The sequence below is a fragment of the Haloferula sp. A504 genome (assembly GCF_044385805.1).
Classification (GTDB): domain Bacteria; phylum Verrucomicrobiota; class Verrucomicrobiia; order Verrucomicrobiales; family Akkermansiaceae; genus Haloferula.
The window spans coordinates 173,768-195,610 of the sequence record NZ_JBISBU010000002.1 but is presented as its reverse complement, the minus strand read 5'-3'; the positions used below and the strand labels follow the sequence as shown (position 1 = coordinate 195,610).

General features: G+C 65.2%; 21 protein-coding genes. 2 read left to right on the top strand and 19 right to left on the bottom strand.

Features of this window, described 5'->3' with window-relative positions:
* Positions 1-83: 83 nt before the first annotated feature.
* The 14 genes from ACG2LG_RS01775 to ACG2LG_RS01710 all read right to left on the bottom strand — a co-directional run bounded on the left by ACG2LG_RS01775 (position 84) and on the right by ACG2LG_RS01710 (position 13,985).
* Positions 84-674 (bottom strand): tetratricopeptide repeat protein, encoded by a 591-nt coding sequence (locus ACG2LG_RS01775; protein WP_396255789.1) that lies wholly within the window; start codon positions 672-674, stop codon positions 84-86.
* Complete coding sequence (locus ACG2LG_RS01770; protein ID WP_396255787.1) at positions 671-1,582, bottom strand: VWA domain-containing protein; 912 nt, start codon at positions 1,580-1,582, stop codon at positions 671-673. The genes ACG2LG_RS01775 and ACG2LG_RS01770 overlap by 4 nt, the downstream gene beginning before the upstream one ends.
* A 110-nt stretch (positions 1,583-1,692) precedes the next feature.
* Positions 1,693-2,718: a VWA domain-containing protein gene (locus ACG2LG_RS01765; RefSeq protein ID WP_396255786.1), complete on the bottom strand. Its 1,026-nt coding sequence runs from the start codon at positions 2,716-2,718 to the stop codon at positions 1,693-1,695.
* On the bottom strand, positions 2,712-3,161 hold the full coding sequence (locus tag ACG2LG_RS01760) for a DUF4381 domain-containing protein (RefSeq protein ID WP_396255784.1): 450 nt from the start codon (positions 3,159-3,161) through the stop codon (positions 2,712-2,714). The genes ACG2LG_RS01765 and ACG2LG_RS01760 overlap by 7 nt, the downstream gene beginning before the upstream one ends.
* Before the next feature lie 103 nt (positions 3,162-3,264).
* On the bottom strand, positions 3,265-4,176 hold the full coding sequence (locus ACG2LG_RS01755) for a DUF58 domain-containing protein (RefSeq protein WP_396255783.1): 912 nt from the start codon (positions 4,174-4,176) through the stop codon (positions 3,265-3,267).
* Between the two features lie 51 nt (positions 4,177-4,227).
* A complete protein-coding gene (locus ACG2LG_RS01750) occupies positions 4,228-4,653 on the bottom strand; it encodes a GxxExxY protein (protein WP_396255781.1) in 426 nt (141 codons plus the stop codon).
* A 41-nt stretch (positions 4,654-4,694) separates the two neighbouring features.
* Positions 4,695-5,654, bottom strand: a complete 960-nt coding sequence (locus ACG2LG_RS01745) for an AAA family ATPase (protein WP_396255780.1) — start codon at positions 5,652-5,654, stop codon at positions 4,695-4,697.
* 98 nt (positions 5,655-5,752) lie between these two features.
* Positions 5,753-6,727, bottom strand: a complete 975-nt coding sequence (locus ACG2LG_RS01740) for an HAD family hydrolase (protein WP_396255778.1) — start codon at positions 6,725-6,727, stop codon at positions 5,753-5,755.
* An 89-nt stretch (positions 6,728-6,816) separates the two neighbouring features.
* On the bottom strand, positions 6,817-8,361 hold the full coding sequence (locus ACG2LG_RS01735) for an arylsulfatase (RefSeq protein WP_396255777.1): 1,545 nt from the start codon (positions 8,359-8,361) through the stop codon (positions 6,817-6,819).
* A gap of 39 nt (positions 8,362-8,400) precedes the next feature.
* Positions 8,401-9,102: an aquaporin Z gene (gene aqpZ / locus ACG2LG_RS01730; protein WP_396255776.1), complete on the bottom strand. Its 702-nt coding sequence runs from the start codon at positions 9,100-9,102 to the stop codon at positions 8,401-8,403.
* 28 nt (positions 9,103-9,130) lie between these two features.
* Positions 9,131-9,502, bottom strand: coding sequence for a response regulator transcription factor (locus ACG2LG_RS01725; protein ID WP_396255774.1), 372 nt, complete (start codon positions 9,500-9,502; stop codon positions 9,131-9,133).
* Positions 9,503-9,660: 158 nt separating this feature from the next.
* Positions 9,661-10,290 carry a response regulator transcription factor gene (locus ACG2LG_RS01720; RefSeq protein WP_396255772.1) on the bottom strand — a complete coding sequence of 210 codons (630 nt, stop codon included), beginning with the start codon at positions 10,288-10,290 and terminating at the stop codon, positions 9,661-9,663.
* A complete protein-coding gene (locus ACG2LG_RS01715) occupies positions 10,287-12,512 on the bottom strand; it encodes an ATP-binding protein (RefSeq protein WP_396255770.1) in 2,226 nt (741 codons plus the stop codon). The genes ACG2LG_RS01720 and ACG2LG_RS01715 overlap by 4 nt, the downstream gene beginning before the upstream one ends.
* Before the next feature lie 294 nt (positions 12,513-12,806).
* Positions 12,807-13,985: a carbohydrate porin gene (locus ACG2LG_RS01710; protein WP_396255769.1), complete on the bottom strand. Its 1,179-nt coding sequence runs from the start codon at positions 13,983-13,985 to the stop codon at positions 12,807-12,809.
* A gap of 161 nt (positions 13,986-14,146) precedes the next feature.
* Between ACG2LG_RS01710 and ACG2LG_RS01705 the strand changes: the two genes are divergently transcribed.
* The gene (locus ACG2LG_RS01705) at positions 14,147-14,602 is read left to right on the top strand and encodes a hypothetical protein (protein ID WP_396255767.1); all 456 of its coding nucleotides are present in this window, start codon (positions 14,147-14,149) and stop codon (positions 14,600-14,602) included.
* A gap of 21 nt (positions 14,603-14,623) precedes the next feature.
* On the opposite strand, the gene ACG2LG_RS01700 is transcribed toward ACG2LG_RS01705, so the two are convergent.
* From ACG2LG_RS01700 to ACG2LG_RS01680, 5 genes are read right to left on the bottom strand one after another with little or no spacing between them, the layout of a single operon-like run.
* Positions 14,624-16,315 carry a GH3 auxin-responsive promoter family protein gene (locus ACG2LG_RS01700; RefSeq protein WP_396255765.1) on the bottom strand — a complete coding sequence of 564 codons (1,692 nt, stop codon included), beginning with the start codon at positions 16,313-16,315 and terminating at the stop codon, positions 14,624-14,626.
* Positions 16,316-16,336: 21 nt separating this feature from the next.
* Positions 16,337-17,803: a serine/threonine-protein kinase gene (locus ACG2LG_RS01695; RefSeq protein ID WP_396255763.1), complete on the bottom strand. Its 1,467-nt coding sequence runs from the start codon at positions 17,801-17,803 to the stop codon at positions 16,337-16,339.
* Positions 17,800-18,957 carry a mandelate racemase/muconate lactonizing enzyme family protein gene (locus ACG2LG_RS01690; protein ID WP_396255761.1) on the bottom strand — a complete coding sequence of 386 codons (1,158 nt, stop codon included), beginning with the start codon at positions 18,955-18,957 and terminating at the stop codon, positions 17,800-17,802. The genes ACG2LG_RS01695 and ACG2LG_RS01690 overlap by 4 nt, the downstream gene beginning before the upstream one ends.
* Positions 18,958-18,972: 15 nt before the next feature.
* The gene (locus ACG2LG_RS01685; protein ID WP_396255759.1) at positions 18,973-19,938 is read right to left on the bottom strand and encodes an alpha/beta fold hydrolase; all 966 of its coding nucleotides are present in this window, start codon (positions 19,936-19,938) and stop codon (positions 18,973-18,975) included.
* 51 nt (positions 19,939-19,989) lie between these two features.
* Complete coding sequence (locus ACG2LG_RS01680) at positions 19,990-20,952, bottom strand: fumarylacetoacetate hydrolase family protein (RefSeq protein ID WP_396255757.1); 963 nt, start codon at positions 20,950-20,952, stop codon at positions 19,990-19,992.
* A 253-nt stretch (positions 20,953-21,205) separates the two neighbouring features.
* Here ACG2LG_RS01680 and ACG2LG_RS01675 point away from each other — a divergent pair, with 253 nt between their 5' ends.
* Complete coding sequence (locus ACG2LG_RS01675) at positions 21,206-21,841, top strand: hypothetical protein (protein WP_396255756.1); 636 nt, start codon at positions 21,206-21,208, stop codon at positions 21,839-21,841.
* Positions 21,842-21,843: the final 2 nt, after the last annotated feature.

Here is a 21,843-nt window from a genome sequence, read left to right as displayed (position 1 = left end):
TCGCAAAGATCGCGAAGGGATGAGGGAGCAGATGAAGGACATCCAAAACTTCGCGTCCTTCGCGAACTTCTGTGAGAGAAGCCTCATTCCTCCACCCCCTCTCCGAACTGATTCTGATAGGCGAACTTGGCCCTGAGGAAATCGGCGGGCCGGGTCTGGACCCGGCGCAGCCACAGCGCCTGCATGGATGCCGGGTCGGCCGACTGCTCACCCGTCACCTGGGTCTCCTGGCCACCGGGCTTCTTCTTGTCGAAGACGATCTTGTCGGCGCCGAGCTTCTGGTCACCCATGTCACCACCTTCGTTCTTGGTGGCCTCGCCGCGGGCCTCGGCGATGGCCCGGTTCTCCCCGGCCTCGATCCAGCCGGGGCGGCGGGTGAGCGCTCGGTCGTAGCTCGCGACGGCGTCCTGATACTTGCCCAGGAAGACCAGGCAATTGCCGCGGTTGTAGTGCGCTTCGGCGGTGTCGAGACGGGCGAAGACCGCCTGAGCCTGCTTGAACTCGCCGTCACGATAGAGGGCGACGCCCTTCCACATCGGATCGTTGAAATGCTCGGCGGCTTCGGTGAAATCCTCTCGCTCAAAGGAGCGTTGCCCCTGCTGGTCGGCGGTGAACCAGAAGGTGGCCGCGAACGCGATGGAGGCGAGGATGCCGGATGGACCGTGGAGGCTCATGACTCGGAAAGGGTTCGGGTTTCCCGGCGGAAGGGAAGCAGAGCGAGAACGGCAATGACGGGGACCAGGAGGTAGCCGTCGTCCTTGCGTCGGGCATTGCCCTTGGCATCGCGTGCGACCGGTGTCCGGGCGGCGTGGCGGACGATGTCGGCGATGTCGGCGTCATCGGTGCTCATCGGAACGAGTGGCGCGCGGAGCGACTTCGCCATGGGCTCGAGCGGTTCGACCGAGGCTGCAGGCGGGGAGATCGCGAGAATCTGGATGTCGGGTGAGCCCGCCTTCTTCCACGCTTCGGCGAGGGCCTCGGTCGCGGCACTGGCCGTGTCGGTGATGATCAGCAGGCTGCCGGTTTGATTCTCGAGAAGCCGGGCCGCCCGGGCGATGGCGAGATCGAGCCGGTCGCCGGGCTCGGGCATGATCTCCGGGGAAATCTCCGCCGCCATGGTGGCCACGGCGGAGGTGTCCTTGGTCGGCGGCAGCACGAGGTGCGCGCTGCTGGCATAGGCGATCAGCCCGAGCGGCTGGCCTTTGCGCGCCTCCGAGAGGTCGCGGATCTTGAGGTGGGCGCGCTCCATCCTCGAAGGCTCGGGATCGGGCGTCTCCATGCTCAGGTCGGCCTTGAGCAGAATCACGAGCGGCGTCGCGTCCTCGGCAAATGGGCTCGGCTCGGGTCGCCACGAAGGGCCGGCGATGGCGAGCACGCCAAACAGCCACGCGGCGAGAAACGGCCAGGCGCGGCCTCGGCCGGCGGATGATCGATCGACCAAGGCACCGAGGATTTCCGGATCCATCTGGGCGCGCCATCCGCGAAGCGGATCGGCGTGGCGCTGCCACAGCCACCACAGCACGACCACCACCGGTGCCAAAAGCAGCGCGGCGGGGCGGAGGAACTGGAAGGGTTCGGTCATGCTGTTGGACTCACAGAAGGTCGCGAAGAGCGCAAAGGATCAACTGAGAGACATCATCAGTCGTGCTTCGCGAGCTTTGCGTGCTTCTGTGAAACATCGGATATCGGAGTCTAACTGAGTTCGAGTTCGCCGGTGACGGGATGGACGCGCAGGGGGCGGCGTGGAGTTTCCGCACCGTGCGCTCCGCGGATGGAGATGAGTCGGGATAGCGTCGAGGTCAGGAGGGCGGCCAGCAGCGGAAGGTGGAATAGGTCGCGGCGGGGACGATGGCTGATGGTCTTCACCTCGCGCGTTTCGATGCGATCCAACTCGGCGTAGATCCCGACGAGCTCGTCACGGTCGGCGGCGAAGAAGGACTTGCCGCCCGCGCTTAGCGCCACCTGGTCGAGCGTCTCCCGGTCGAGCTTGTCCTCGCCGGCGGTGGTGGGGTCCCCGATGGCGACCGTGTGGATGCGGATCCCGCGGTCGGCGGCGATGCGGGCGGCCTCGACCGGCGGCACCTGGCTCTTGGTGTCGTTGCCGTCGGTGAGTGCGATGATGGTCCTGGCCGGAGCCTCGCTTTCGTCGAAGAGGTGGATGCCGAGGCCGATGGCATCGCCGAGCGCGGTCTTCGGACCGGCCATGCCCACGGCAGTCTCGTCGAGAAGTTCACGGGAAAGGGACAGGTCCGTGGAGAAGGGAGCCTGAAGGAAAGGTGAATCGCCGAACACCACCAGGCCGACCCGGTCGCCTTTCCGCCTTTCGAGGAAGTCGCCAAGGATCTCCTTCACCGCATCGAGTCGGCTCACCGTCTTGCCTTGGAAATTGGTGAAGTCCTTCTGGTCCATCGAACCGGAGAGATCGACGAGCAGCAACAGGTCGCGGGTGGGGAGCATCTGCTCGATCGGTGGCTCGATCCACTGCGGGCGGGCGAGGGCGAGCAGCACGAATAGCCACACAAGCGTGGGCCAGAGGAGTCCGAGGCGGCTGTCGCCGCCGGTGGTGCCGGGCGAGCCGGACCCGAGCGCCTGCTCGAGCCGGCGACCGAAGGGCACCCGCACCGCCACGCGGGACGGCGGTTTCGGAGGCGCGAGCTTCCAGACCAGCCAGGGCAGCGGAGCCAGCAGAAGCAGCCAGAGATGGGCGAAGCTCAGCATGGTCGGGTGTGTTGGCGGATCCAGCACTCGGCGAAATTCCGCAGCTCGTCGAGGTCGGCCGCGGGCTCCCCGGCATACAGCGATCGGGTGAGCGCGGCCCGGATGGAGTCGGGCACCGCCAGCGGTGACCGACCGGCGAGCCAGGCCATCCAGGCATCGTCGTGGAGCGCGGCGATGGATTCCCGCGGAACGATGGCAAGGGCCGTGCGGCGCAAGATGACCGCGACGTGCTCCGCGCTTTCCGACTTCGCGAGTTCTTGAAGCGCGGCGCGCCGGTAGGCATTGGCCCGCCAGCGGCGAAAGTGACGGATCGCGAGGATCAGAAAGAAAGCGGAGACGAGCGTCAGCAGGACCCACCAGCCCGGCGCCATGGGCCACAACGACACCGGCTCGGGCACGACGATGTCGTGGAGCTTGTCGAGGCTGGCGGGATCATCGGTCATTCGCTTGGGTGGTTTACAGAAGGACGCGAAGAGCGCGAAGCTTCTGGAATGATGTTGTGGATCTGACTTTGCGTCCTTCGCGATCTTTTGTTGAGAACCATCGTCATTGCCGGGCACCGAGGAGTTCGTGAATCTGATCGATCACCGGCGTGGCGGTGGAGACAGGGAAAAGCGGGATCTGCAGGTCGCGGAAGATCGTCCGCCAATGCTCGAGGACGTCCTCGAAGGCCTTGCGGAACTTTTCTTCGAAGCCGCCACCGGCCGGGATGTCCCAACTCCGGCCACGGTCGGCGGCCCGCATTCCCGGACTGCCGGTGAGCCGGACACCCAGAGGATCATAGACCGCAGCGACCAACACGTCGTTGTGCACGCCCAGGCGGGTGACGAGTTCGCCGGTGGTGGCATCGGCGCCGTCGAGGTCGGTGACGACCACCACCAGGTGATCGTGTTTCGCCTGTTGCACTGCGGTCTCGAGTACGGAGTTGAGCGTCACTTGGCCTGCAGGAGGATCGCCATCCGCGAGCCGTTGATTGAGGCGAACGATCTCATGGAAGAGCCTCAGTGCCTGGGTGGGTCCGCGGTTGGGTCGGAGGGTGACCATCTCCGACTCATTGAAGACGATCCCGCCGACGCGATCTCCTGCCCCAAGCGAGCGCCAGGCACCGAGCGCGGCCAACTCGGCGGCGGCGACCGATTTCATCGCGCGGCGGCTGCCGAAGAACATCGGGCTCCGCTGGTCGACCACGAAAAAGACCGGTCGTTCGCGTTCCTCGGAGTAGACTCGGACGTGCGGTGAGCGCAGGCGGGCGGTGGCGCGCCAGTCGATGGTGCGGATGTCGTCGCCGGGGTGGTAGTGGCGCATTTCCTCGAAGGCGAGGCCGCGGCCGCGAAGCCGCGAGGCATGGCGGCCGGCGAGCAGCGACCCGACCGGTTGGCGGGACAGAAGCGAGAACCCGTGCGCCTCGGCCTTGAGCAGGACGAGGTGGTCGAGGTCGACAGTGACGCGGGCAGGCATGCGGGAAGAATTTTTACAGAAGGCAGCGAAGGACGCGAAGGCTCGGGTTGTTCAGTGGATGGATGGGGGATTTTCGGGTTTGTCGGCACCGGGGAGAATGAGGCGATGCACGCCGTCGACGAGACGCAGCGATTGGAAGTTGATGATAAGACCGAGAGGAACGTCCCGGAGCTTCATGTAACTGAGGAGTTGGGCCTTGTGGATGGGGAGGAACTTCTCAACCACCTTGAGTTCCAGGACTAGGTTCTCTTCCAGAAGAACATCAAGCCTCAGCGGCTCTTCGAACACCAATCCCTTGTATTCGATTGGAACCCTCAACTGCTGCTGCGCTTCGATGTCCCGGAGGAAAAGCTCCCGCATCAGACACTTTTCGAAGATCGATTCGATCAAGCCCGGTCCCTTGAGTTTATGGGCTTCAATCGCCGCGCCAATCGCGAGGTGACTCAGTTCATCCGCTCTCTGGAATTTCGAATGCATCCTCCATCAATCCTTCGCGCTCTTCGCGTCCTTCTGTAAAACTAAACCGCCACGACCTTCTCCAACAACGCCTCGACCACCTCGCTGCGGGTCTTGCCGGCGGCCTCGGCCTGGTAGGAAAGGTGGATGCGGTGGGCGAGGCAGGCCGGCGCGACGGAGCGGATGTTCTCGGGAGAAACGAAGTCCTGCCCGTGGAGCCACGCGTGGGCCCGTGACGCGGCATCGAGGGCGAGCGTGCCGCGCGGGCTGGCGCCGAGCCGGATCCACTTGGCCAGTTCCTCATCGAGCCTCTCCGGATGACGCGTCGAGACGATGAGGTCGACGATGTATTTCTCGGCGGCTTCGGAGACATGAATGTCATTCACTTCCTTGCGCGCCTGAAAGATCAGGTCCTGCGGGATGGCGGGCGGCGGCTCGGCGGCGGTGCCGGACCTCTCGCCACGGACCAGACGCAGGATCGCGCCCTCGTTCTCCGGCGGTGGATACGGGACGTGGACGTAGAGGAGGAAGCGATCCATCTGCGCCTCCGGCAGTGGATAGGTTCCCTCCTGCTCGATCGGGTTCTGCGTGGCGAGCACCAGGAACAGATCGGGCAGCTTGTGGGTGGTTCCAGCGACGGTGATCTGGCGTTCCTCCATCGCTTCCAACAGGGCGGCCTGCACCTTGGCGGGCGCGCGGTTGATTTCATCGGCAAGGATCAGGTTGCCGAAGATCGGGCCCGGCTGGAAGTCGAAGCTGCCGGTCTGCTCGCGGTAGATGTCCGAGCCGCTGACGTCGGACGGCAGCAGGTCGGGCGTGAACTGGACACGGCTGAAGTCACTCTCGATCAGCTTCGAAAGCGTCTTGATCGAGCGCGTCTTGGCGACCCCGGGCAGGCCTTCCATCAGCAGGTGGCCGTTGGCGAGCAGGGCGACGAGGATGCGCTCGACGACCGGCTCCTGGCCGATCACGGAAGCGTTCATAGCCTCGGAAATGCGGAGAATGGCTTCGCGGGGACTCATGGTATGCAGGTTTCTACAGAAGGTCGCGAAGGACGCAAAGAGGGGATGGGGTGTGGTCAACTTTGGCCTTTGCGAACTTTGCGACCTTTTGTGATAAATCAGTTGTCGTCAGCTTGTGGATAGATCCTCGCCCAGTCGTCCTTCATGCTGACGATCGTCCAGCCGCGCCTCGGGCCCTCGTCGAGGCCCCTGTCGAGCTTCCCGACGTGGCTCTCGCGATCATAGGCGAACTCGCGTTCGGCGTCGTCGTGGTGTACGAGCAGCCCGAAGCGAGCGCCCTCGCCGGCGGTGGTCCATTCGAGCATCTGGAAGTCGCCGTCGGAGTTGCCCGCGGCGAAGATCGGGCGGCGGCCGATGTGCTGGTGGATGCCGACCGGCTTGCCCGCCTTGTCGTCGATGAAGTTGAGTTCGGGCAGCTTGACGACGACCGGCTTGCCGTCGCGCAGCTCGTAGCCGGCCTTGATGCTCGACCCGATCACCTGCTCGGGCGGAATGCCATACGCTTCCTCGGCGAAGACGCGCACGAAGTCGATGCCGCCACCGGAGACGATGAAGGTCTTGAAACCCTCGGCGCGGAGATAGGCAAGCAGCTCGAGCATCGGCTGATAGAGCATCTTGTCGTAAGCCATGCCGGTCTTCGGATGGCGGGCGGTGTCGAGCCAGTCACGGACCGCCTTGCGGAACTCCTCGTCGGTAAGGCCGGCGTGGGTCGCCATGGCCATTTCGAGCAACGCTTTCTCACCTCCCGCGAGGGCACCCTTGATGTCGTCTTTCAGCACCGAGGCGAAGGGCTCCTTGTCCTTCCACTCGGGGTGGTCGGGTGCGAGTTCCTTGATCCGGTCGAAGATATAGAAGGCCTGGAAATACATCGGTTGCTCGGACCACAGGCAGCCGTCGTTGTCGAAAGTGGCGATGCGCGCGGCCGGATCGACGTAGTCGGGCGAACCGGGCGTGGTCACCTTTCCGACGAATTCGATGATGGCCTTCTTGGCCGGGTTTCCGTTCCACGACGGCAGGGGGTCGGCGGGAAGGGTTGCCAGAAGCAGTCCCGAGAGGATGAGTGTGAGCTTCATGGGAAGAACGAGGTGAGAGAAAAAGACTCCGCGCACTTGCAGGTTGAAGCGCGCGGAGTCCGTCAGGCTTTCGGGTTTTTTTGGGATGCTCAGTTACCGGTGCCCTTGGCGCCGGCGGTGACGGCTTCCATGACCTTGCTCAGGTTGAAGCTGCCCGGTTCCTGGCGGGGCGGGAACTCCTTGAAGCTCTGCAGCCACTGGCCGACGTAGGCACCGGCCGGAGCGATCAGGAAAGCACGTTCCATCCTCCACTTGGGATAGGACATCGCCTCGTGATCGGCGCGCTCGAAGGGATCGGTGCGCAGGTTGAACAACTTCGGCAGGCGGAGTTCGACGAAGGGCTCCTGCCAGACGTCGAAACCATGTCCCCGCTGTTCGAGGAATACCATCTTCCAGTTGTTGTAGCGAAGGGCGGCGACGCTGCCGTCATCGGTCCAGTAAAGGAACTCCTTGCGCGGCCACTCGCCTTCGCCCTTGAGGGCAGGCATGAGGTTGTAGCCATCGAGGTGGACCTTGTAGTTCATCGAGCCGACCTTGCGGCCTTTCTTGAGATCCTCCTTCACGGTGGTGTCGCCGGTGGCGGCGAGCAGGGTCGGGAGCATGTCCTCGTGGGAGCCGATGTCGTTGATCACGGTGCCGGGCTTGATCACGCCGGGCCAGCGGATGACGGTGGGCACACGGTATCCGCCTTCCCAGTTGGTGTTCTTCTCACCGCGGAAGACCGTGGTGCCGCCATCGGGCCAAGTCATCATCTCGGCGCCGTTGTCGGTCGAATACATCACGATGGTATCTTCCTCGAGGCCGAGTTCCTTGAGGTGATCGAGGATCATGCCGATGTGCTTGTCATGTTCGACCATGCCGTCCGGATAGATGCCGAGGCCGGTCTTGCCCTCGGATTCCTCCTTGAGGTGGGTCCAGACGTGCATGCGGGTGGCGTTCCACCAGATGAAGAACGGCTTGTCCGCCTTCTTGGCGCGGTCCATGAAATCGATCGCCCTGGCCGTGACTTCCTCGTCGACCGTCTCCATGCGTTTCTTGGTCAGCGGGCCGGTGTCCTCGATCTTGCCGTCGGCGGTCGAGCTGATCACGCCGCGGGGACCGAATTGCTTCTTGAATTCCGGGTCCTTGGGGTAGTCGGGGTTCTCCGGTTCCTCTTCGGCATTGAGGTGATAGAGGTTGCCGTAGAACTCGTCGAAACCATGGGCGGTCGGCAGCATCTCGTCGCGGTCGCCGAGGTGGTTCTTGCCGAACTGGCCGGTCATGTAGCCCTGTGCTTTCAGAAGGGTGGCGATGGTCGGGTCTTCCTTCTGCATGCCCTCGGGAGCGCCGGGCAGCCCGACCTTGGTGAGGCCGGTGCGGATCGGTGATTGTCCGGTGATGAAGGCCGCGCGGCCGGCGGTGCAGCTTTGGCCGCCATACCAGTCGGTGAAGAGCGCGCCTTCGTTGGCGATGCGGTCGATGTTCGGCGTCTGGTAGCCCATGATGCCGCGGTGGTAGCAGCTTGGGTTGAACCAGCCGATATCGTCGCCCCAGATGACGAGGATGTTCGGTTTTTTGGCCTGCGCGGAGGCCACGCCCGCGAAGGCGACGGCGGCGGTGAGCAGGAAGCGGATCAAGGGTGGTTTCGTTCTCATTGGTCTATGTCTTTCTTGTTGGGGTTGTTGGAGGATGTTTCAGGAGTCGGTTGAACCCGCGACTCTCGGGTAAACGATGCCGGCCAGCGCGGCGCCGACGATCGGGGCGAGCCAGAACAGCCAGAGCTGCTGGATGGCCCAGCCGCCGACGAAGACGGCGGGACCGGTGCTGCGGGCGGGGTTGACGGAGAGGTTGGTGACCGGGATGCCGATCAGGTGGATGAGCGTGAGGCCGAGGCCGATCGCAATGGGTGCGAAGCCGGCGGGTGCCCGCTTGTCGGTCGCGCCGAGAATGATCATGAGGAAGAAGAAGGTCAGCACGACCTCGGCGACGAGGCAGGCGAGCAGCGAGTAGCCACCGGGCGAGTGTTCGCCGTAGCCATTCGAGGCGAAGCCGTCCGCTGCGGTGAAGTCCGCCTTGCCGCTGGCGATCAGGTAGAGCACCCCGGCACCGGCAAGCCCGCCGACCACCTGGGCGACGATGTAGCCGCCGGCCTCCGACCACGGGTGCCGCCCACCGGCGCAGAGGCCGATGGTGACCGCCGGGTTGAGGTGGCAGCCGGAGACGTGGCCGATCGCGTAGGCCATGGTCAGCACGGTAAGGCCGAAGGCGAAGGACACGCCGAGGAGGCCGATGCCGACATCGGGAAAGGTGGCGGCGAGCACGGCGCTGCCGCAGCCGCCGAAAACGAGCCAGAAGGTGCCGAAGAATTCGGCGAGGAGTTTGTTGGATGTTTTCATGGGAGTTGGGGTTGGTTGGGAGAGTGGATCAGGCGGCGGGGAGCCGTTTGCGGACGGCGTTGATCAGGGCGGCACCGGGAAAGGGTTTGCTGAAGCAGGGGGTGCCGAGGCGCTGGATCTGTTCCAGCTGACGCTCTCCGGCCCGGCCGGTGATGAAGATGGTCGGGATCGACATGCCTTGGAGTTGGAGCCGGTCATGGACTTCGAGGCCGTTCATCCCGGGAAGCTGGATGTCGAGGATGAGCACGCCGCTGTGGGCCGCATCGCCGGCTGCCAGGAGGGTTTCGCCGCATTCGAAGGTCGTCACTTCAAGCCCGGCAGCACTCAACAGTCGCACCAGTGCCTGCCGGATTCCGGGGTCGTCATCGACGACGACGATCCTGTTGGATGCCTTGCTCAAGCCTCGAAGACTGGACGCGTCGCTTTCACAATGGAATAGGACCTTGGGGCAAATCCCCTGCCCCTTGGTGCCATGTTCAGGTGTGCATCGGGCGGAAGCACGTCGGACGAATCATGCCGGCGCGTCCCCACGCGGATTGGCGTCTTTGCCAGGGCAAGCTATTCGGCGGTGGGCTCGCGCATCTCACCCGCCATCCGGACGAGTTCGGCGAGGGAGGCGGCCTCCATCTTCGACATCACCTGGGAGCGGTGTGCCTTCACCGTGCGCTCCGAGCATCCAAGCTCGTCCGCGATCTGCTTGTTCAACAGGCCGGCGACCACACGCCGAAACACCTTGCCCTCGGAAGGCGTGAGTTTCTCGAAACGCTCGAACAGGTCGCGCCGCTGACGGGTGGCGGCCCACTGCCTTTCCTCCCGCTCGAGGGCGGCGCGGACCTTTCCAAGCAACTCCTCGCCTTTCACCGGCTTGGTCAGGAAATCGAAGGCACCGGCCTTGATGGCCTCCACGCTCATCGGGATGTTGCCGTGACCGGTGATGAAGATCAGCGGCAGGTCCGTGCCCTGCCGGACGAGAGCTTCCTGCAGTTCAAGGCCGCCCGGGCCTCCCGGCATCCGCACGTCGACGACCAGACATCCGCGGATGCCCGGTTCCCGCTTCAGGAGAAACTCGGTGGCCGAGGCGTAGCTGTGCACCTTCAAGCCCGCAGCCGTGAAGAGTCGCCCCAGTGCGGTGCGGAGGGAATCGTCGTCATCGATGAGATGGACGGCAGGTGTCGGGCCGAGCGTCATGATCGCTGGAGTGGAAGCGTTAGATGAAAATCCGCGCCTCCGGAAGCGTTGTTTTCCGCCCCGATCCGGCCTCCGTGGAGTTCGGCGATCGAATGCACCAGGGCGAGGCCCAGGCCCATGCCCCCCTCCTTCGTGCTGAAGAAGGAATCGAAGATCTTCCCAAGGTTCCCGTCGTCGATGCCGGTGCCCCGGTCGCCGACCGTGATCCGCAGGCGATCGGCAGATTCGACGACGGCGGAGACGGTGATCTGGCGGCGGGCGACCGGCGTTTCCGCCATCGCCTCCATCGCGTTGAAGATCAGGTTCAGGAAGGCCTGCTCAAGCTGGCCGCGGTCACCGGTCACCGGCGGGAGCCCCGGGACGATGTCGAACTCGACGGCGACGCCCCGGCGTTTCACTTCGTGGGCGATGAGCTCCACGCTGTGCCGGAGAAGGTCGCCGATGGCGATGGGTTCGAAGTGGGTTTCCTTGCGGGTGACCAGCGCGCGCACCCGCTGGATCACCTCGCTGGCACGCAGGTCGTCGCGGCGGATGTCGGAGAGGATCTGCCGCACCTCGTCGATGGGAGGTGCGTCCTGCGCCATCAGCATCTCGGCGGCCTCGGTGTTGCTGAGTATCGCGGCCAGCGGCTGGTTCACCTCGTGGGAGATCGCGGCGGTCATTTCTCCGAGCTGGGCGAGTCGCGAGGCGCGGGACAACTGGCGGCGCGCCTCGGTGGCCTCGCGAACGCCGGTCACATCCTCGGCCATGACCACGTAGCAGGGTTCTCCATGAAGCTCGACCAGTTCGGTGGCGAGGCTCAGTGTGAGCATCCGGTGATCCGGTGCGCGGAAGGCCTGCTCATAGTTCCGAAGTGGCTTGCCTGACTTGAGAAATTCCGTGAATCGCTGCTCGGAATCCCCTTCGATCACGAAACCCAGTTCCAGCGGAGTCCGGCCGATCGAGTCGGCCCGCGGGATGCCGGTGGTCGATTCCCATGCGGGATTGACCTCGACGGTCCGACCGTCGCTCTGCCGGACAATCGCGACCGCGGAAGGACTGCCGGCGAAAATCCCCGCGAACCTTGCCTCCGAGCGGCGGAGGGCCTGGGCCATGCGGGTCTGGCGGCGCTTGGTGACCACCAGGCCACCAATCAGTGAACTTTGAACGAGCAACACGGCAAGACTGCCGAGAACCGCCCCCCGATGCTGTTCCCAGAGTCCGGGGGTGCGATGGCGGACGATGCTGCCGGCCGGCAGCACGTCAGGATCCCAATTCCAGCGCTTGAGCTGCCTTGCATCGAATACAAAGCGGGGCTCCGCAGGCGGCAGGATGCCGATCGAGTCGGGCGCTTCGCCAGCGAGAATGCGCGAGACCAGGTCGGCGGCCGCGATGCCTTCGTCGCGAAAGGAGGCGGCGCAGACGCCGGTGATGCCGTCGCCGAAGTAGGTGTCGAAGAGGCCGATCACCGGCACCGAAGCGGAAGCCGCAAGTTCACTGCCCACCTCGCGAGGCACCGTGGTGGCCCCTCCGGGGGTAAGGAAATAACTCAAGTAGACGACGAGGGTGTTCCTGGGGAGTCGGGCTACGGCGTCGTGAAGCGATGACAGTTCCTCGCCGACCGAGGTGGTGACGGCAAGACCGGAGTCGGTCGCCTCGCAGACCTTGAGCGCGTCTTGAAGTCTCTGTTGGTCGAAGGGAGCTGCCCCGGCAATCAGGTGGAGCCGCCGGATGTCCGATCGGCATTTCGGAATCTCGTCCAGGATCGGTTCGATGGTCCAGACCATCGGGCGACCGGCGACCTCGGTGATCGGTTCGGCGGCGATCAGGTCACGGTTAGTGAATCCGGCGATCACCCCCGGGGTTCCAGGAAACAACTGCTCACGGTGCCCGGCCAGAAAGCCGATGCTTTGCGGGCCTATCGCGACAACCACGTCCGGCGGTTGGCCCGCGTAGCGTTCCCGGAGATAGCGGGTCATGCTTTCCGCATGGGACCGCTCGGGAAAGCGGACGACGTCGAGAAACTCGGCGAAGATCTCGACCTCGTCGCGGTGCCTGCCGATTCCCTCGCGGAATCCCTCCTCCAGCTCGGCATTGGCCGGCAGCAGCCGGTCGTGGGAAAAGAGCAGCAGGACCCGCGGGGTGGCGTCTTTGGCCAACGCGGCAGGGGCAAGCAGAAGCACCAGCATCAGGAACCCGACACCGCTGCGCGCCGCCACCCTGGAACCGATCGGCTTGCCCATGCAGCCAGCCTTGTGGATTCCCGGGCCCGACGCAAGCCGGTCGGGCTCAGAGGGTGTAACTGAAAGTGGTGGGCATGGCCGGGACTGGCCGGCCGGCAGCCATTCCCCTCTAGACTGCGGCGATTCATCGCCGCTTTGGCGAAGCATTTCAATGCGAGCCGGGCCACCGGCGATGAATCGCCGCACTCTGGATCTCCCGGAGGCTCGTCATCCGGGCCTGGAACGTCCGGCCGCGGACCGCTGCATCGCGGTCACCCCAACCGCTCTGCCCACCACTTTCAGTTGCACCCAGGCTCAGAAGACCAGCCCGGCCCGCAACCCCGCGACCACCCGGATTCCCGGACTGCCGTTGAATCCTTCGCCGAAGAGCAGCTGGACATCCGGCGAGATGCGGAGGCTCTCCCAGGGATGCCAGCGGTAGAATCCCTCGATCACTCCCTGCCAGTCCTTGGCCGGTCCGGAGCCGCGGCCGATCCCGGCGGCCAGACCGAGAAAGTCATGGTCTCCGCATGGCCGCCCGAAACCGGCGGCAAGGAAGCAGTCGACCGGTGTCGCGCCGCCGTCCGCCCATGCGAGCTTGACGAAAATACGGCTTCCATCGGCAGAAAGCGCGCGCTCGTGGATGAGCTGAAGCCCCTGGCCCCCGGGGCGGCCGGCATCCTCGACGGCGTCGCTGTGCCACCCGAGGAGTTGAATGCGCCGGGGTAGAACGTCCGCGCCCTTGAAGTCGTAGGCGAACTGCAGGGCGTGGAACAGGTCGTCGGAACCGAACTCGAGATCCACCTGCGCCCCTTGCTGCGTGCCCTGGACCGTCGTCGATCCGAGGCCGATGCTGAAGCCGTTGTCGAAGCTCTTGGCCAGCGTGATGCCCGCACCGAAGCGCGGAAAGGCGACCGCCGGACTCGAGGCGAAGGCCTGGTTGAGGAAATAGTTCTTCGCACTCGCCAACTGGTGTCCGCCGAACTGGGCATCGATGGTCATCTGGCCGTAGCGGAGCTCGATGCCGCTGCGCTCGAAGACATGGCGGAAAAAGAAATCCGGCACCTCGAAGCCGCTGCCGCTGAAGCCATCGACCACGCCCCACAGCGCGCCGATGCCGGGGCCGAGTTCGGAGGCCGCCCGGCCTCCCAGCGCATGGCGGTCGCGCAGGCGGAAGCGCAGTTCGGTCGGGTTGCCGCTCCAGCGCCGGGCGGGTGCCCAGATCCCCTGCAAGGTGAAGTCGCCGGAGGCCCCCACCGGCACCCCATGGCCGAGCGCGGCGCCGAGCGCGACGGTATCGTAGCGGACCGACCAGCTCAGACCGATCTCCTTGTCGATCCGGTCGCGGGTCTTGTCCCATTCCTCGAGCACGGGCAGCAACCCGGCTCCCCCACCGGTCGATTCGATTTCCCGGGCAATGTCCCCGGGCAAGACGGGCTCTTCGCCGACAACAGGTGTCCCGCCCACCAGAAACAGGAGGAGGATGAAAGGCATGCGTGGGTCCGTCACGATCGAGGAGCTTTTGATATCGAGCGGAGTGCTCGCGGCGGCCGGTTCTTACCGCGGAAGACGCATCTCGCGAAGGCGAATCCGGTCCGGACTCCCATGCCGCTCATTCGACTCGACCCATCACCCGGGAAGCCCATGCTCACTCCATGACGAGATATCAGCTGCTTGGATTGACGTGTCTGCTTCTCGCCGGCTGCGGAGGGGCGGTCGGGGTGGGTGGCCCCGGCAGCGACTCGCTGGCCAAGGTGACGGTGAAGCAGGCGTCGCCGGCATCGATCCGCCCGGCGACGGTGGCCGTGTTTCGCGAACAGGGATTTTCGGTGCGCTCGGAAACGAGCTCTTCGGTGACCTTCGAAAAGGTGGGTGGCCGCCAGGCCGAGATCGCCTGGAAGACGGTCGGCAACCCGAATCCGGTGATCATCCGTCCGACCGTGAGCTGGTCGCCGATGGGCGCGGATCAGGTCCGCCTGATGTGCGACGTCGAGATCGCACAGGAGAGCACGGTCTATGGCGAAACCGTCCGCCAGCCGATGCTGGCGGGCAAGAGCTCCTACTCCGGGCTTCTCAAGGAGATCAAACGACGGGTCGAAAGCCAGCGGTAGGTCGACCGATGGTTGCGGATTTCATCCATCAGCGGAAATCTCCATGGCGGTCTCCCCGGGTTCGGGGCGGTAAACGGCCTTGGCATCGAGCAGGATGGTCTTGGCCTGGAACAGGCGCTTGCCCTCGGCGACGAGCTTCTGCTTGCCGCGCTCGTACCAGCCTTCCTTCATGACCTGGAGAACCGGATCGCGCAGCCGTCCGCTGGCGCGCTTGGTCTTCCACTCGATGTTGAGTTCGTCGAGGGCCTCGTCGGCCGCCTTCAGGAAGGCGCGGGCGGTCGCCTCGTCCGGCGTTGGCCGGAACTCGACCTTGAAGACGTAGCGTGACGCTTCGGAGTCCGGCTCGGCCTTGAAATGAGGTGCTTCCACCCCGGCGGCGGCGGACGCCTGGGCGACCGCCTCGATCAGTTGGTTCACGCTCAGCTTCTCGCCCGTGAGGTTGGTCATGCCCCGGCCCTTGCGGCGGAAGACGACCACCGGTGCCTTGCGATACCGGCCGACCACCTCGATCACGTCGTTCATGTCATAGCGGTAGAGGCCTCCGGTGGTGGTGATGAAGACATAGTATTCCTGGCCGACCTCGACCTCATCGAGGCCGAGAAAGCGCCATGAGTCCGGGTCGCCGGGATGGCCGTCGATGTCTTCCGCCGGCACGAGTTCGAAGACATTGAGGTGGACGGTGAGCACGCCGCCGGCCCCGTGGTCGGAGACCGGGATGCTCATCCGCGCCTCGGAGGCGAGATAGCCCATGTCGCGGTTGGCGGGCATGCCCCGGCCATCGGGGTCGTACCACTCCGGGAACCGCTCAAGATAGGAGGAGACGGTGCCCCCCTTCCAACAACCGATGAGCGCCATGCCGGGCCAGTAGTCCGCCGGGAGCAACCGGCCGCCCCGGCGCTCGCGCATCTGCTCGAGATCCCGGGCGCGCCCCGGGTCGGCCCGGAGCTTCGGTTCCAGCTTCTGCCGCAGCTTCGGCTCGATTTCGAATTCGTCGCCGAGGGTGCCGTCCCGGATGTCGCGGATCAGGGAGTCGCAAAGGCGATCGGCCATTTCGGCGAGCTTCACCACCGAGGACGGATTCGCGGTGCCGAGCATGGTCACGTTTTCGGCGACGCCGAAGCGCAGCAGCGTGTAGTACTTGGCGTCGTAGTCCTCGACCTCGTAAACCTCGTACGGCACGGCGTAGGCGCTCTGGACGATTCCGGGCAACTCGCGGATGACCATGCCGCTGGTCGAGCCGAAGGGGATGCCGCACGGGGTCCGGCCCTCGACCGCGGGCGAGACGATGGTGATCACCTTGCCGGCGAACATGGCCGGGTGGTCCTTGCGCGCGAAATGCAGCCAGGTGGTGGTGCCGCCTCCCTTCTGGCAGGTCGGGGTGACCGGGATGTACTTCGGAGTCCCGGTGGTGCCGGAGGTCTGGGCGAAGAGCACCGGAGTCTCGGCGGTGAGGATGTTCTCCTCACCCTGGGTCATGCGGTCGATCCGCTCCCGGATGTTCTCGTAGTCGACGATCGGAACGTTGCCCTGGTAGTCCGCCAGCGACTTGAGCGAGCCGAACTGGTAGGCGCGGCCGTATTCGGTGTCCTTGTTGCGCTCGAGGATCGAGAGCAGCAGGCGTTGCTGGGTGCCCGCCGGGTCCTCGACGGCCTTTTGGAAGGGCCGTGCACTGAGGCTGGCCTTGAGGGCGATGATGGTGGTGGCGAGATTCATGGCTGGGTGGGTTGGCGGTTGTCAGTCGGAAGTGTCCCTGGCCTGCGACGCCTCGGCCGCCAGTCGCTCGAACAACTCGACGTCAGCTTCGGACAGAGGGCGGGCAAGGGTGCCGTCGCGGTGCCGCTCGAGCAGGTTGGCGATCAGCGCCTCGGCAAACATCGGCTTGCCGTTCTTGATGGCGGTATCGATCACGGTGAGCAGACGCCGCCGCATCAGCGGTCCGATCTCGGAATCGGTCGAGATGAAGCGGAGTTCGGTCACGCTGCTGAGAATGCGCAACGCGTCGAACTGCCCGAGCAGCCAGCGCGAATCGATGACGGTCACCTCGCGGGCGATCGAGGCCCGCTCGGATTCCGACAGCTCCGCATCGGCGAGCCGGGCCACCGCGTTCTCGCGCTCCATTTGAAGTTCACCGAGTTCGAAATCGATGACTTCGATCCGGTCCATGGCCTTGTCGGCCAAACGGTGGTCGGCCCAGCGCTGGACACCGATGAAGGCGATTAAAAACACGAAAGCCACCACCGAGGAAGAGACGACAAGGGCACGCATCGGCCGGCGGCGGGCCGCGTAGCGGACGAGTTCCAACGGGTTCGGGCGGACGGCCGCGACGGGCCGGCCCTCGAGATGTGCCTGGAGGTCGGCGGCCAGCGCCCCGGCGTCGGCGTAGCGGCGCGCGGGATCCTTCTCGAGGGCCTTCATGCACACCGCGGAAATGCTCCGGGGAATCAGCCAGTCGATCCGCCGCGGAGGCTGCGGGTCTTGGTGGATGGCACCGAGCATCTCTTCCCGTCCACCCATCCCGCCGAAGGGGCGGTGCCCGGTCAGGATTTCGTAGAGGATCGCCCCCAGGGCGAAGACGTCGGCCCGTGGCCCGGCGTTGGCGGACTGGCCCTCGGCCTGCTCCGGTGCGAGGTATCCGGGAGACCCCATCACCTTGCCGGGCAGCGTGCGCGCCGTCGTGTCGGAAGCACCGCAGCCGACTCGTCTCGCGATGCCCCAGTCGATGACGTAGACCGAATCGTGGCGGTTGATGAGGATGTTGTCGGGCTTGAGGTCGCGGTGGACGATGCCCGCCTGATGGGCGGAGGCGACGGTCTCGCAGGCGTCGAGCAGGATCGACAGCAGGTGATGGCGCTCGGGCAGACTCCGCAGGGTCGATTCCCGGCCCGCCAGCAACTCGGTCAGGGTGCGGCCCTCGACCTTTTTCATCGCATACCAGCGGGTGCCGTCAGCCGAAGTTCCCGCGCCGTAGATCGGCAGGCTGCCCGGATGGTCGATCGACGCCATCAGCGCGATCTCCTCGTCAAAGCGTCCGCAGACCTCGGCGTCGTCGAGATGTTCGGGATGCAGCATCTTCACGGCGAGGTGCTGGCTCGGATCGACGGCATAACCCTCGACCACCCGGCCCATGCCGCCCTCGCCGAGCAGGTGGCCGAGATGGATGGTCCGCTCGAGCGCGATCGTCTTGTCCTTGGAATCGGTCATGGCTCGGCGAAATCCCAGTGTCCAGAGCGGTGGCGCGCGAGATGGTCCGGATCGACTTCGACTCCGAGTCCGGCCTCGCAGGAAAGCCGCGGAGGGCGCCCCCCACGGCGCATCTGCAACAGTGGCACGGCCGGATCCTCCGCCAGCAGCAGCTTGCCGAAGCAGCCCTCGGCGTGTCGGACTTCGGGGAAAGCGGCACAGAGGTGGAGATGGGCGGCCGACAGCACCGAGGATTCGCCGACCTGGCAGCCGATCTGGACCCACAGGCCCGCCGCCACCGCCTCGCGGCAGCGCGCCAGCGTGGCGATTAGCCCGCCGCACTTCGAAATGCGGGCGTTGATCGCGGTGCAGGCGCCGGTCTCGATCAGGCGCTCGAGGGACGCCCGGGTGTTCAGACTTTCATCGGCCATCACGTCGAGACCGGTCTCGCTGACCAGTCGCGCCGCACCCTCGAAGTCATCGGCGGGCAGCGGTTGCTCGAAACTCGTGATCCCCTCGCGGGCCAGCGCCGGCATCCGGGCCAGCGCCTGCTTCGCATCCCAGCCCATGTTGACATCGGCCCTCAATGACACCCGGCCCCCCGCGAGCCGACGGATCCCGGCGATTTCCGCCGGCCCGGTCGACGCATCGATCTTCAGCTTCAGCGCCCGGAACCCGAGCAGTCGGTAGGCCAGCAGCTGCGCCCGGCGCTTCAGGTTCATGCCCGATGACAACACGCCGCTGTAGCGGAAGTCCTCGGGGAGTTCCGGGCCACTCCCGAAGGGCGTCTTGCCGAAGTGCTTTCCGAAGGCGTCGAGCAGGGCGAGGTCGACCGCACACCACGCGGCCGACTGGGGAAGCTGCGGCAGCACCCAGTCGGCAGGCGCGCAGCCGTCGCAATCGACGAGGAAGGCGGTGACCTCGTCGAAGCTCGAAAATTTCCGGCCGATCAGCTTCGGCAGCACCGACTCGCGCAGCAGCTCGCATGCCCCGTCGCGCGTCTCACCGGTGACATACGGCCGCGGCAGGGCCTCGCCCCAGCCGACCGTGCCGTCGTCGAGTTCGGCCTCGAGCATCAGGCTCGACGACGACTCACGGGACGATGCCGCATGCTCGAACTTGCCGCGAAACGGCAGGTCGACGGCGTGCAGGCGAAGGGAGACGATGCGGGGCATGGTGGTCAGGGGAAGTCAGTGCTTTCGGGGCAGCGTGTCGATCCAGCGGATCATGTCGCGGGCGAGACGGTCGGGGGCGTCGAGCTGGATCGAGTGGGTCTGCTCGGGGTATTCGACGATCTTCACCGGTCGCTGCGGATCGCGGGTGACCAGTTCACGCGTTGCCTCGTTGTCGATGATGCGGTCCCTGCCCGCGAGAAAGAGTAGCAGAGGTGGATATTCCCGATCCTCGCTGCGCTCGACCATCCGGTCCATGCGGATGCTCTCCTTGAGGAACGCGGCGGAAACGGTGTGCAACCGGAGAGGGTCGTTCCGGATGTAGGCGAGTTGATCCGGGTCGGTGGTGAACATCTCGGTCTCGATCGGCACCGGATGCTGACGCTCGGGAGCGAAGACCATGTCGACGAACACCGCCGCCTTTTGTGGAACGGTTAGATCAACCTTGGGCTTCATTCCGGGCGTGACCAGCACCATGCCGTCGATCTGGTTGGGATGAGCCACGTCATAGGCCATCACATACTTTCCTCCCCACGACAGGCCGATCAGGTAGATCTCGTCGAACTTGCCGGAAGCCCTCACGGCCGCGACCGCCCGTTGGACGTCATCGACGAGGCGCACTCCGCTTTCGACATGTCCCGATGTGAAATGGCGGTTCTCCCGGTTGATCCCGCTGCCGCGGCGGTCGATGCTGAAGACCGGATAACCGCGCCGGGCCAGTTGCCCGGCTGCCAGGTCGAACCACCCGCCGTGGCTTTCGATGCCGTGGAGATAAAGAAACGCGGCGCGGCGCGGGTTCAGGCGCGCGGGCCGCTGCACCACGTAGGCGATCTCCTTGTCATCCGCTCCGGCGAAGGTGCCGGTTTCTAGCTTGCCGAGCCGCTCGGAAATCTGCGCGGCCGTCGGACCGGGGTCGGGTGACGAGCCACAGTGGCAGAGAAGCGGCACCACCAGGCAGGTCAGCAGGAAATGGCGGCAGTGCATGAGTCTGTGGGATTCTGAAGAAGACATCGCCCTTCCGTTGATTGTCGATTCTCAATCTCCGTCGGCGATGGTCACGGTCACCGATCCCAGCGGACCACCGCTCACCGTGACCTCGTCCCCGGGCTTGAGAAATTGCGTGGTGTCGCCGTCCTGCTTGATCGAAAGCTTGGTGAAGCGGCTCATGCCGATCGCGTTGGCGAGACGGACCTTCCAACGCGGGCTCTTCAGCGCCACCCCGCCCGGCGTGCCGGTGAGAACCATCATCCCCTTCCCCAAGGGCTGGTCCGGGTAGGTCTCATGGATGAAACGCAGCATCTGCCGCGGCGTGTAGACGAGTTCGGTGACGACCTGCCGCTGGCGATTCTCGCCATTGACCTTCGTTTCGATGATCACCGGTGGGATGCCGTTGGCCACGGGCACGTCGGGGATCCAGGCCCGTCCACCCACCGGCATGAAGCCGGGAAAACTCTTTGAGAGTCCCCAGTAGTCGTAGCGGTTCGCCATGCCCTCGCCGAGGATGGCAATCGAGCGGGCCGACAAGTCGTTGGCGATGAAGAAACCGATCTGCGGAACGAAATCCTGCCGGCCGAGCTCGACCGGATCGACATCCTCCAGCAAAACGAAGCCGAGTTCGCCTTCGTAATCAAGCAGGCAGCTCAGCTGCAGGTCTTCCGCCTTGAGTTTCTCTGTGATTCCCGGCTCGAGCCCCTCGACTGCAGATGCCAGCGCCCCGGCTCCGGGAAGCATCACGATCGATCCGGAACCGACGACCGCACGCGGGTGCTTGCGGAAAATGGGAGGTCCCGAGCGAGGATCGAAGTCCGATGCGGTCTCCTCGATGTGTTTTGCATAACTCAGCCCCACACCGAATACCTCGGATGGAGGCTCGAGTGCCACGAAGCGGCCCTCCCCGAGGTCATACTCGTGAAACACCGCCGGGACCGGCGTCACCGGCAGCGGCCGAAACAGGTGGTAGAGCAATGCCGCCACGGCCAGCACCACGATCCCGAGCACGATTCGTCCCCACCTGATCCCTCGCGTCGCCGGGAGAGGGCAATGGGGCACCTGCCGTTCGGGATCGGCAGCTGTTGGCGATGTCACGGTCACGCGGCCTCGGATCGAATTCTCAGCCCTTGCATCTTCCGGGCTCCGGGCTCCCCCAGCCAGTAACACGAAGGTAACTTACGGTCACTAACCCCGTCGGCGGCATTGACTGTGCCAAATCTTTCAACACCATCGTCACGGAACCAGGACCCGATCACGCCCCATGCCTCATCTCACAATCTCCATCAACATCCTGCCATCGACCCTCCGGGGCCGGGGCCTGCGTTTTCTTGCCGCCATCGCCCTTCCATGCCTCGCCTGCCAGTGCGCGTCGATGAACCCCGAAGGATCGACCGACGCGGAGAAGCGGACCTTCATCGACAAGGAGGCCTCCCGCATCCTCCAGGATTTGCAGAAAAGTTCGCCCGAAGCCGGGGGCGAGATTGCTTCCGCCGAAGGTTACGCGGCCTTCCGCTACACCTCGGGCAAGCTGCCGATCGTGCTTGGCGGACTGGGCGGCGGGGCCGGCTACGGCGTGGCCGTTGACCCATCGGACGAGGCGCGGACCTACATGAAGGTTCAGAAGCTCAACTGGGGCTGGGGCATGGGCGTGAAGGAGAACTCGGTGGTCTTCGTCTTCGATGACCGCGAGGTGTTCGACAAGTTCAAGACCGGCAAGTGGGATTCGGGGGCCGCCGCGGAGGCCACCGTGAAGAAGGATGACCTCGGGGCCGGGGTCGGCGGGGTCGCCAGCCCGGGGAAGGGCTTCAAGGCCTACACGCTCACCGATTCCGGCCTGTCCTACGGCGTGACCTACCAAACCCGGCGGTTCTCGCCGATCCGAGCGCTCAATCCGTGAGG

Bases quoted from the DNA above. Each gene is read 5' to 3' on its own strand.
- ACG2LG_RS01775 (WP_396255789.1), bottom strand. From the start codon at position 674: ATGAGCCTCCACGGTCCATCCGGCATCCTCGCCTCCATCGCGTTCGCG.
- ACG2LG_RS01770 (WP_396255787.1), bottom strand. From the start codon at position 1,582: ATGACCGAACCCTTCCAGTTCCTCCGCCCCGCCGCGCTGCTTTTGGCA.
- ACG2LG_RS01765 (WP_396255786.1), bottom strand. From the start codon at position 2,718: ATGCTGAGCTTCGCCCATCTCTGGCTGCTTCTGCTGGCTCCGCTGCCC.
- ACG2LG_RS01760 (WP_396255784.1), bottom strand. From the start codon at position 3,161: ATGACCGATGATCCCGCCAGCCTCGACAAGCTCCACGACATCGTCGTG.
- ACG2LG_RS01755 (WP_396255783.1), bottom strand. From the start codon at position 4,176: ATGCCTGCCCGCGTCACTGTCGACCTCGACCACCTCGTCCTGCTCAAG.
- ACG2LG_RS01750 (WP_396255781.1), bottom strand. From the start codon at position 4,653: ATGCATTCGAAATTCCAGAGAGCGGATGAACTGAGTCACCTCGCGATT.
- ACG2LG_RS01745 (WP_396255780.1), bottom strand. From the start codon at position 5,654: ATGAGTCCCCGCGAAGCCATTCTCCGCATTTCCGAGGCTATGAACGCT.
- ACG2LG_RS01740 (WP_396255778.1), bottom strand. From the start codon at position 6,727: ATGAAGCTCACACTCATCCTCTCGGGACTGCTTCTGGCAACCCTTCCC.
- ACG2LG_RS01735 (WP_396255777.1), bottom strand. From the start codon at position 8,361: ATGAGAACGAAACCACCCTTGATCCGCTTCCTGCTCACCGCCGCCGTC.
- aqpZ (WP_396255776.1), bottom strand. From the start codon at position 9,102: ATGAAAACATCCAACAAACTCCTCGCCGAATTCTTCGGCACCTTCTGG.
- ACG2LG_RS01720 (WP_396255772.1), bottom strand. From the start codon at position 10,290: ATGACGCTCGGCCCGACACCTGCCGTCCATCTCATCGATGACGACGAT.
- ACG2LG_RS01715 (WP_396255770.1), bottom strand. From the start codon at position 12,512: ATGGGCAAGCCGATCGGTTCCAGGGTGGCGGCGCGCAGCGGTGTCGGG.
- ACG2LG_RS01710 (WP_396255769.1), bottom strand. From the start codon at position 13,985: ATGCCTTTCATCCTCCTCCTGTTTCTGGTGGGCGGGACACCTGTTGTC.
- ACG2LG_RS01705 (WP_396255767.1), top strand. From the start codon at position 14,147: ATGACGAGATATCAGCTGCTTGGATTGACGTGTCTGCTTCTCGCCGGC.
- ACG2LG_RS01700 (WP_396255765.1), bottom strand. From the start codon at position 16,315: ATGAATCTCGCCACCACCATCATCGCCCTCAAGGCCAGCCTCAGTGCA.
- ACG2LG_RS01695 (WP_396255763.1), bottom strand. From the start codon at position 17,803: ATGACCGATTCCAAGGACAAGACGATCGCGCTCGAGCGGACCATCCAT.
- ACG2LG_RS01690 (WP_396255761.1), bottom strand. From the start codon at position 18,957: ATGCCCCGCATCGTCTCCCTTCGCCTGCACGCCGTCGACCTGCCGTTT.
- ACG2LG_RS01685 (WP_396255759.1), bottom strand. From the start codon at position 19,938: ATGCACTGCCGCCATTTCCTGCTGACCTGCCTGGTGGTGCCGCTTCTC.
- ACG2LG_RS01675 (WP_396255756.1), top strand. From the start codon at position 21,206: ATGCCTCATCTCACAATCTCCATCAACATCCTGCCATCGACCCTCCGG.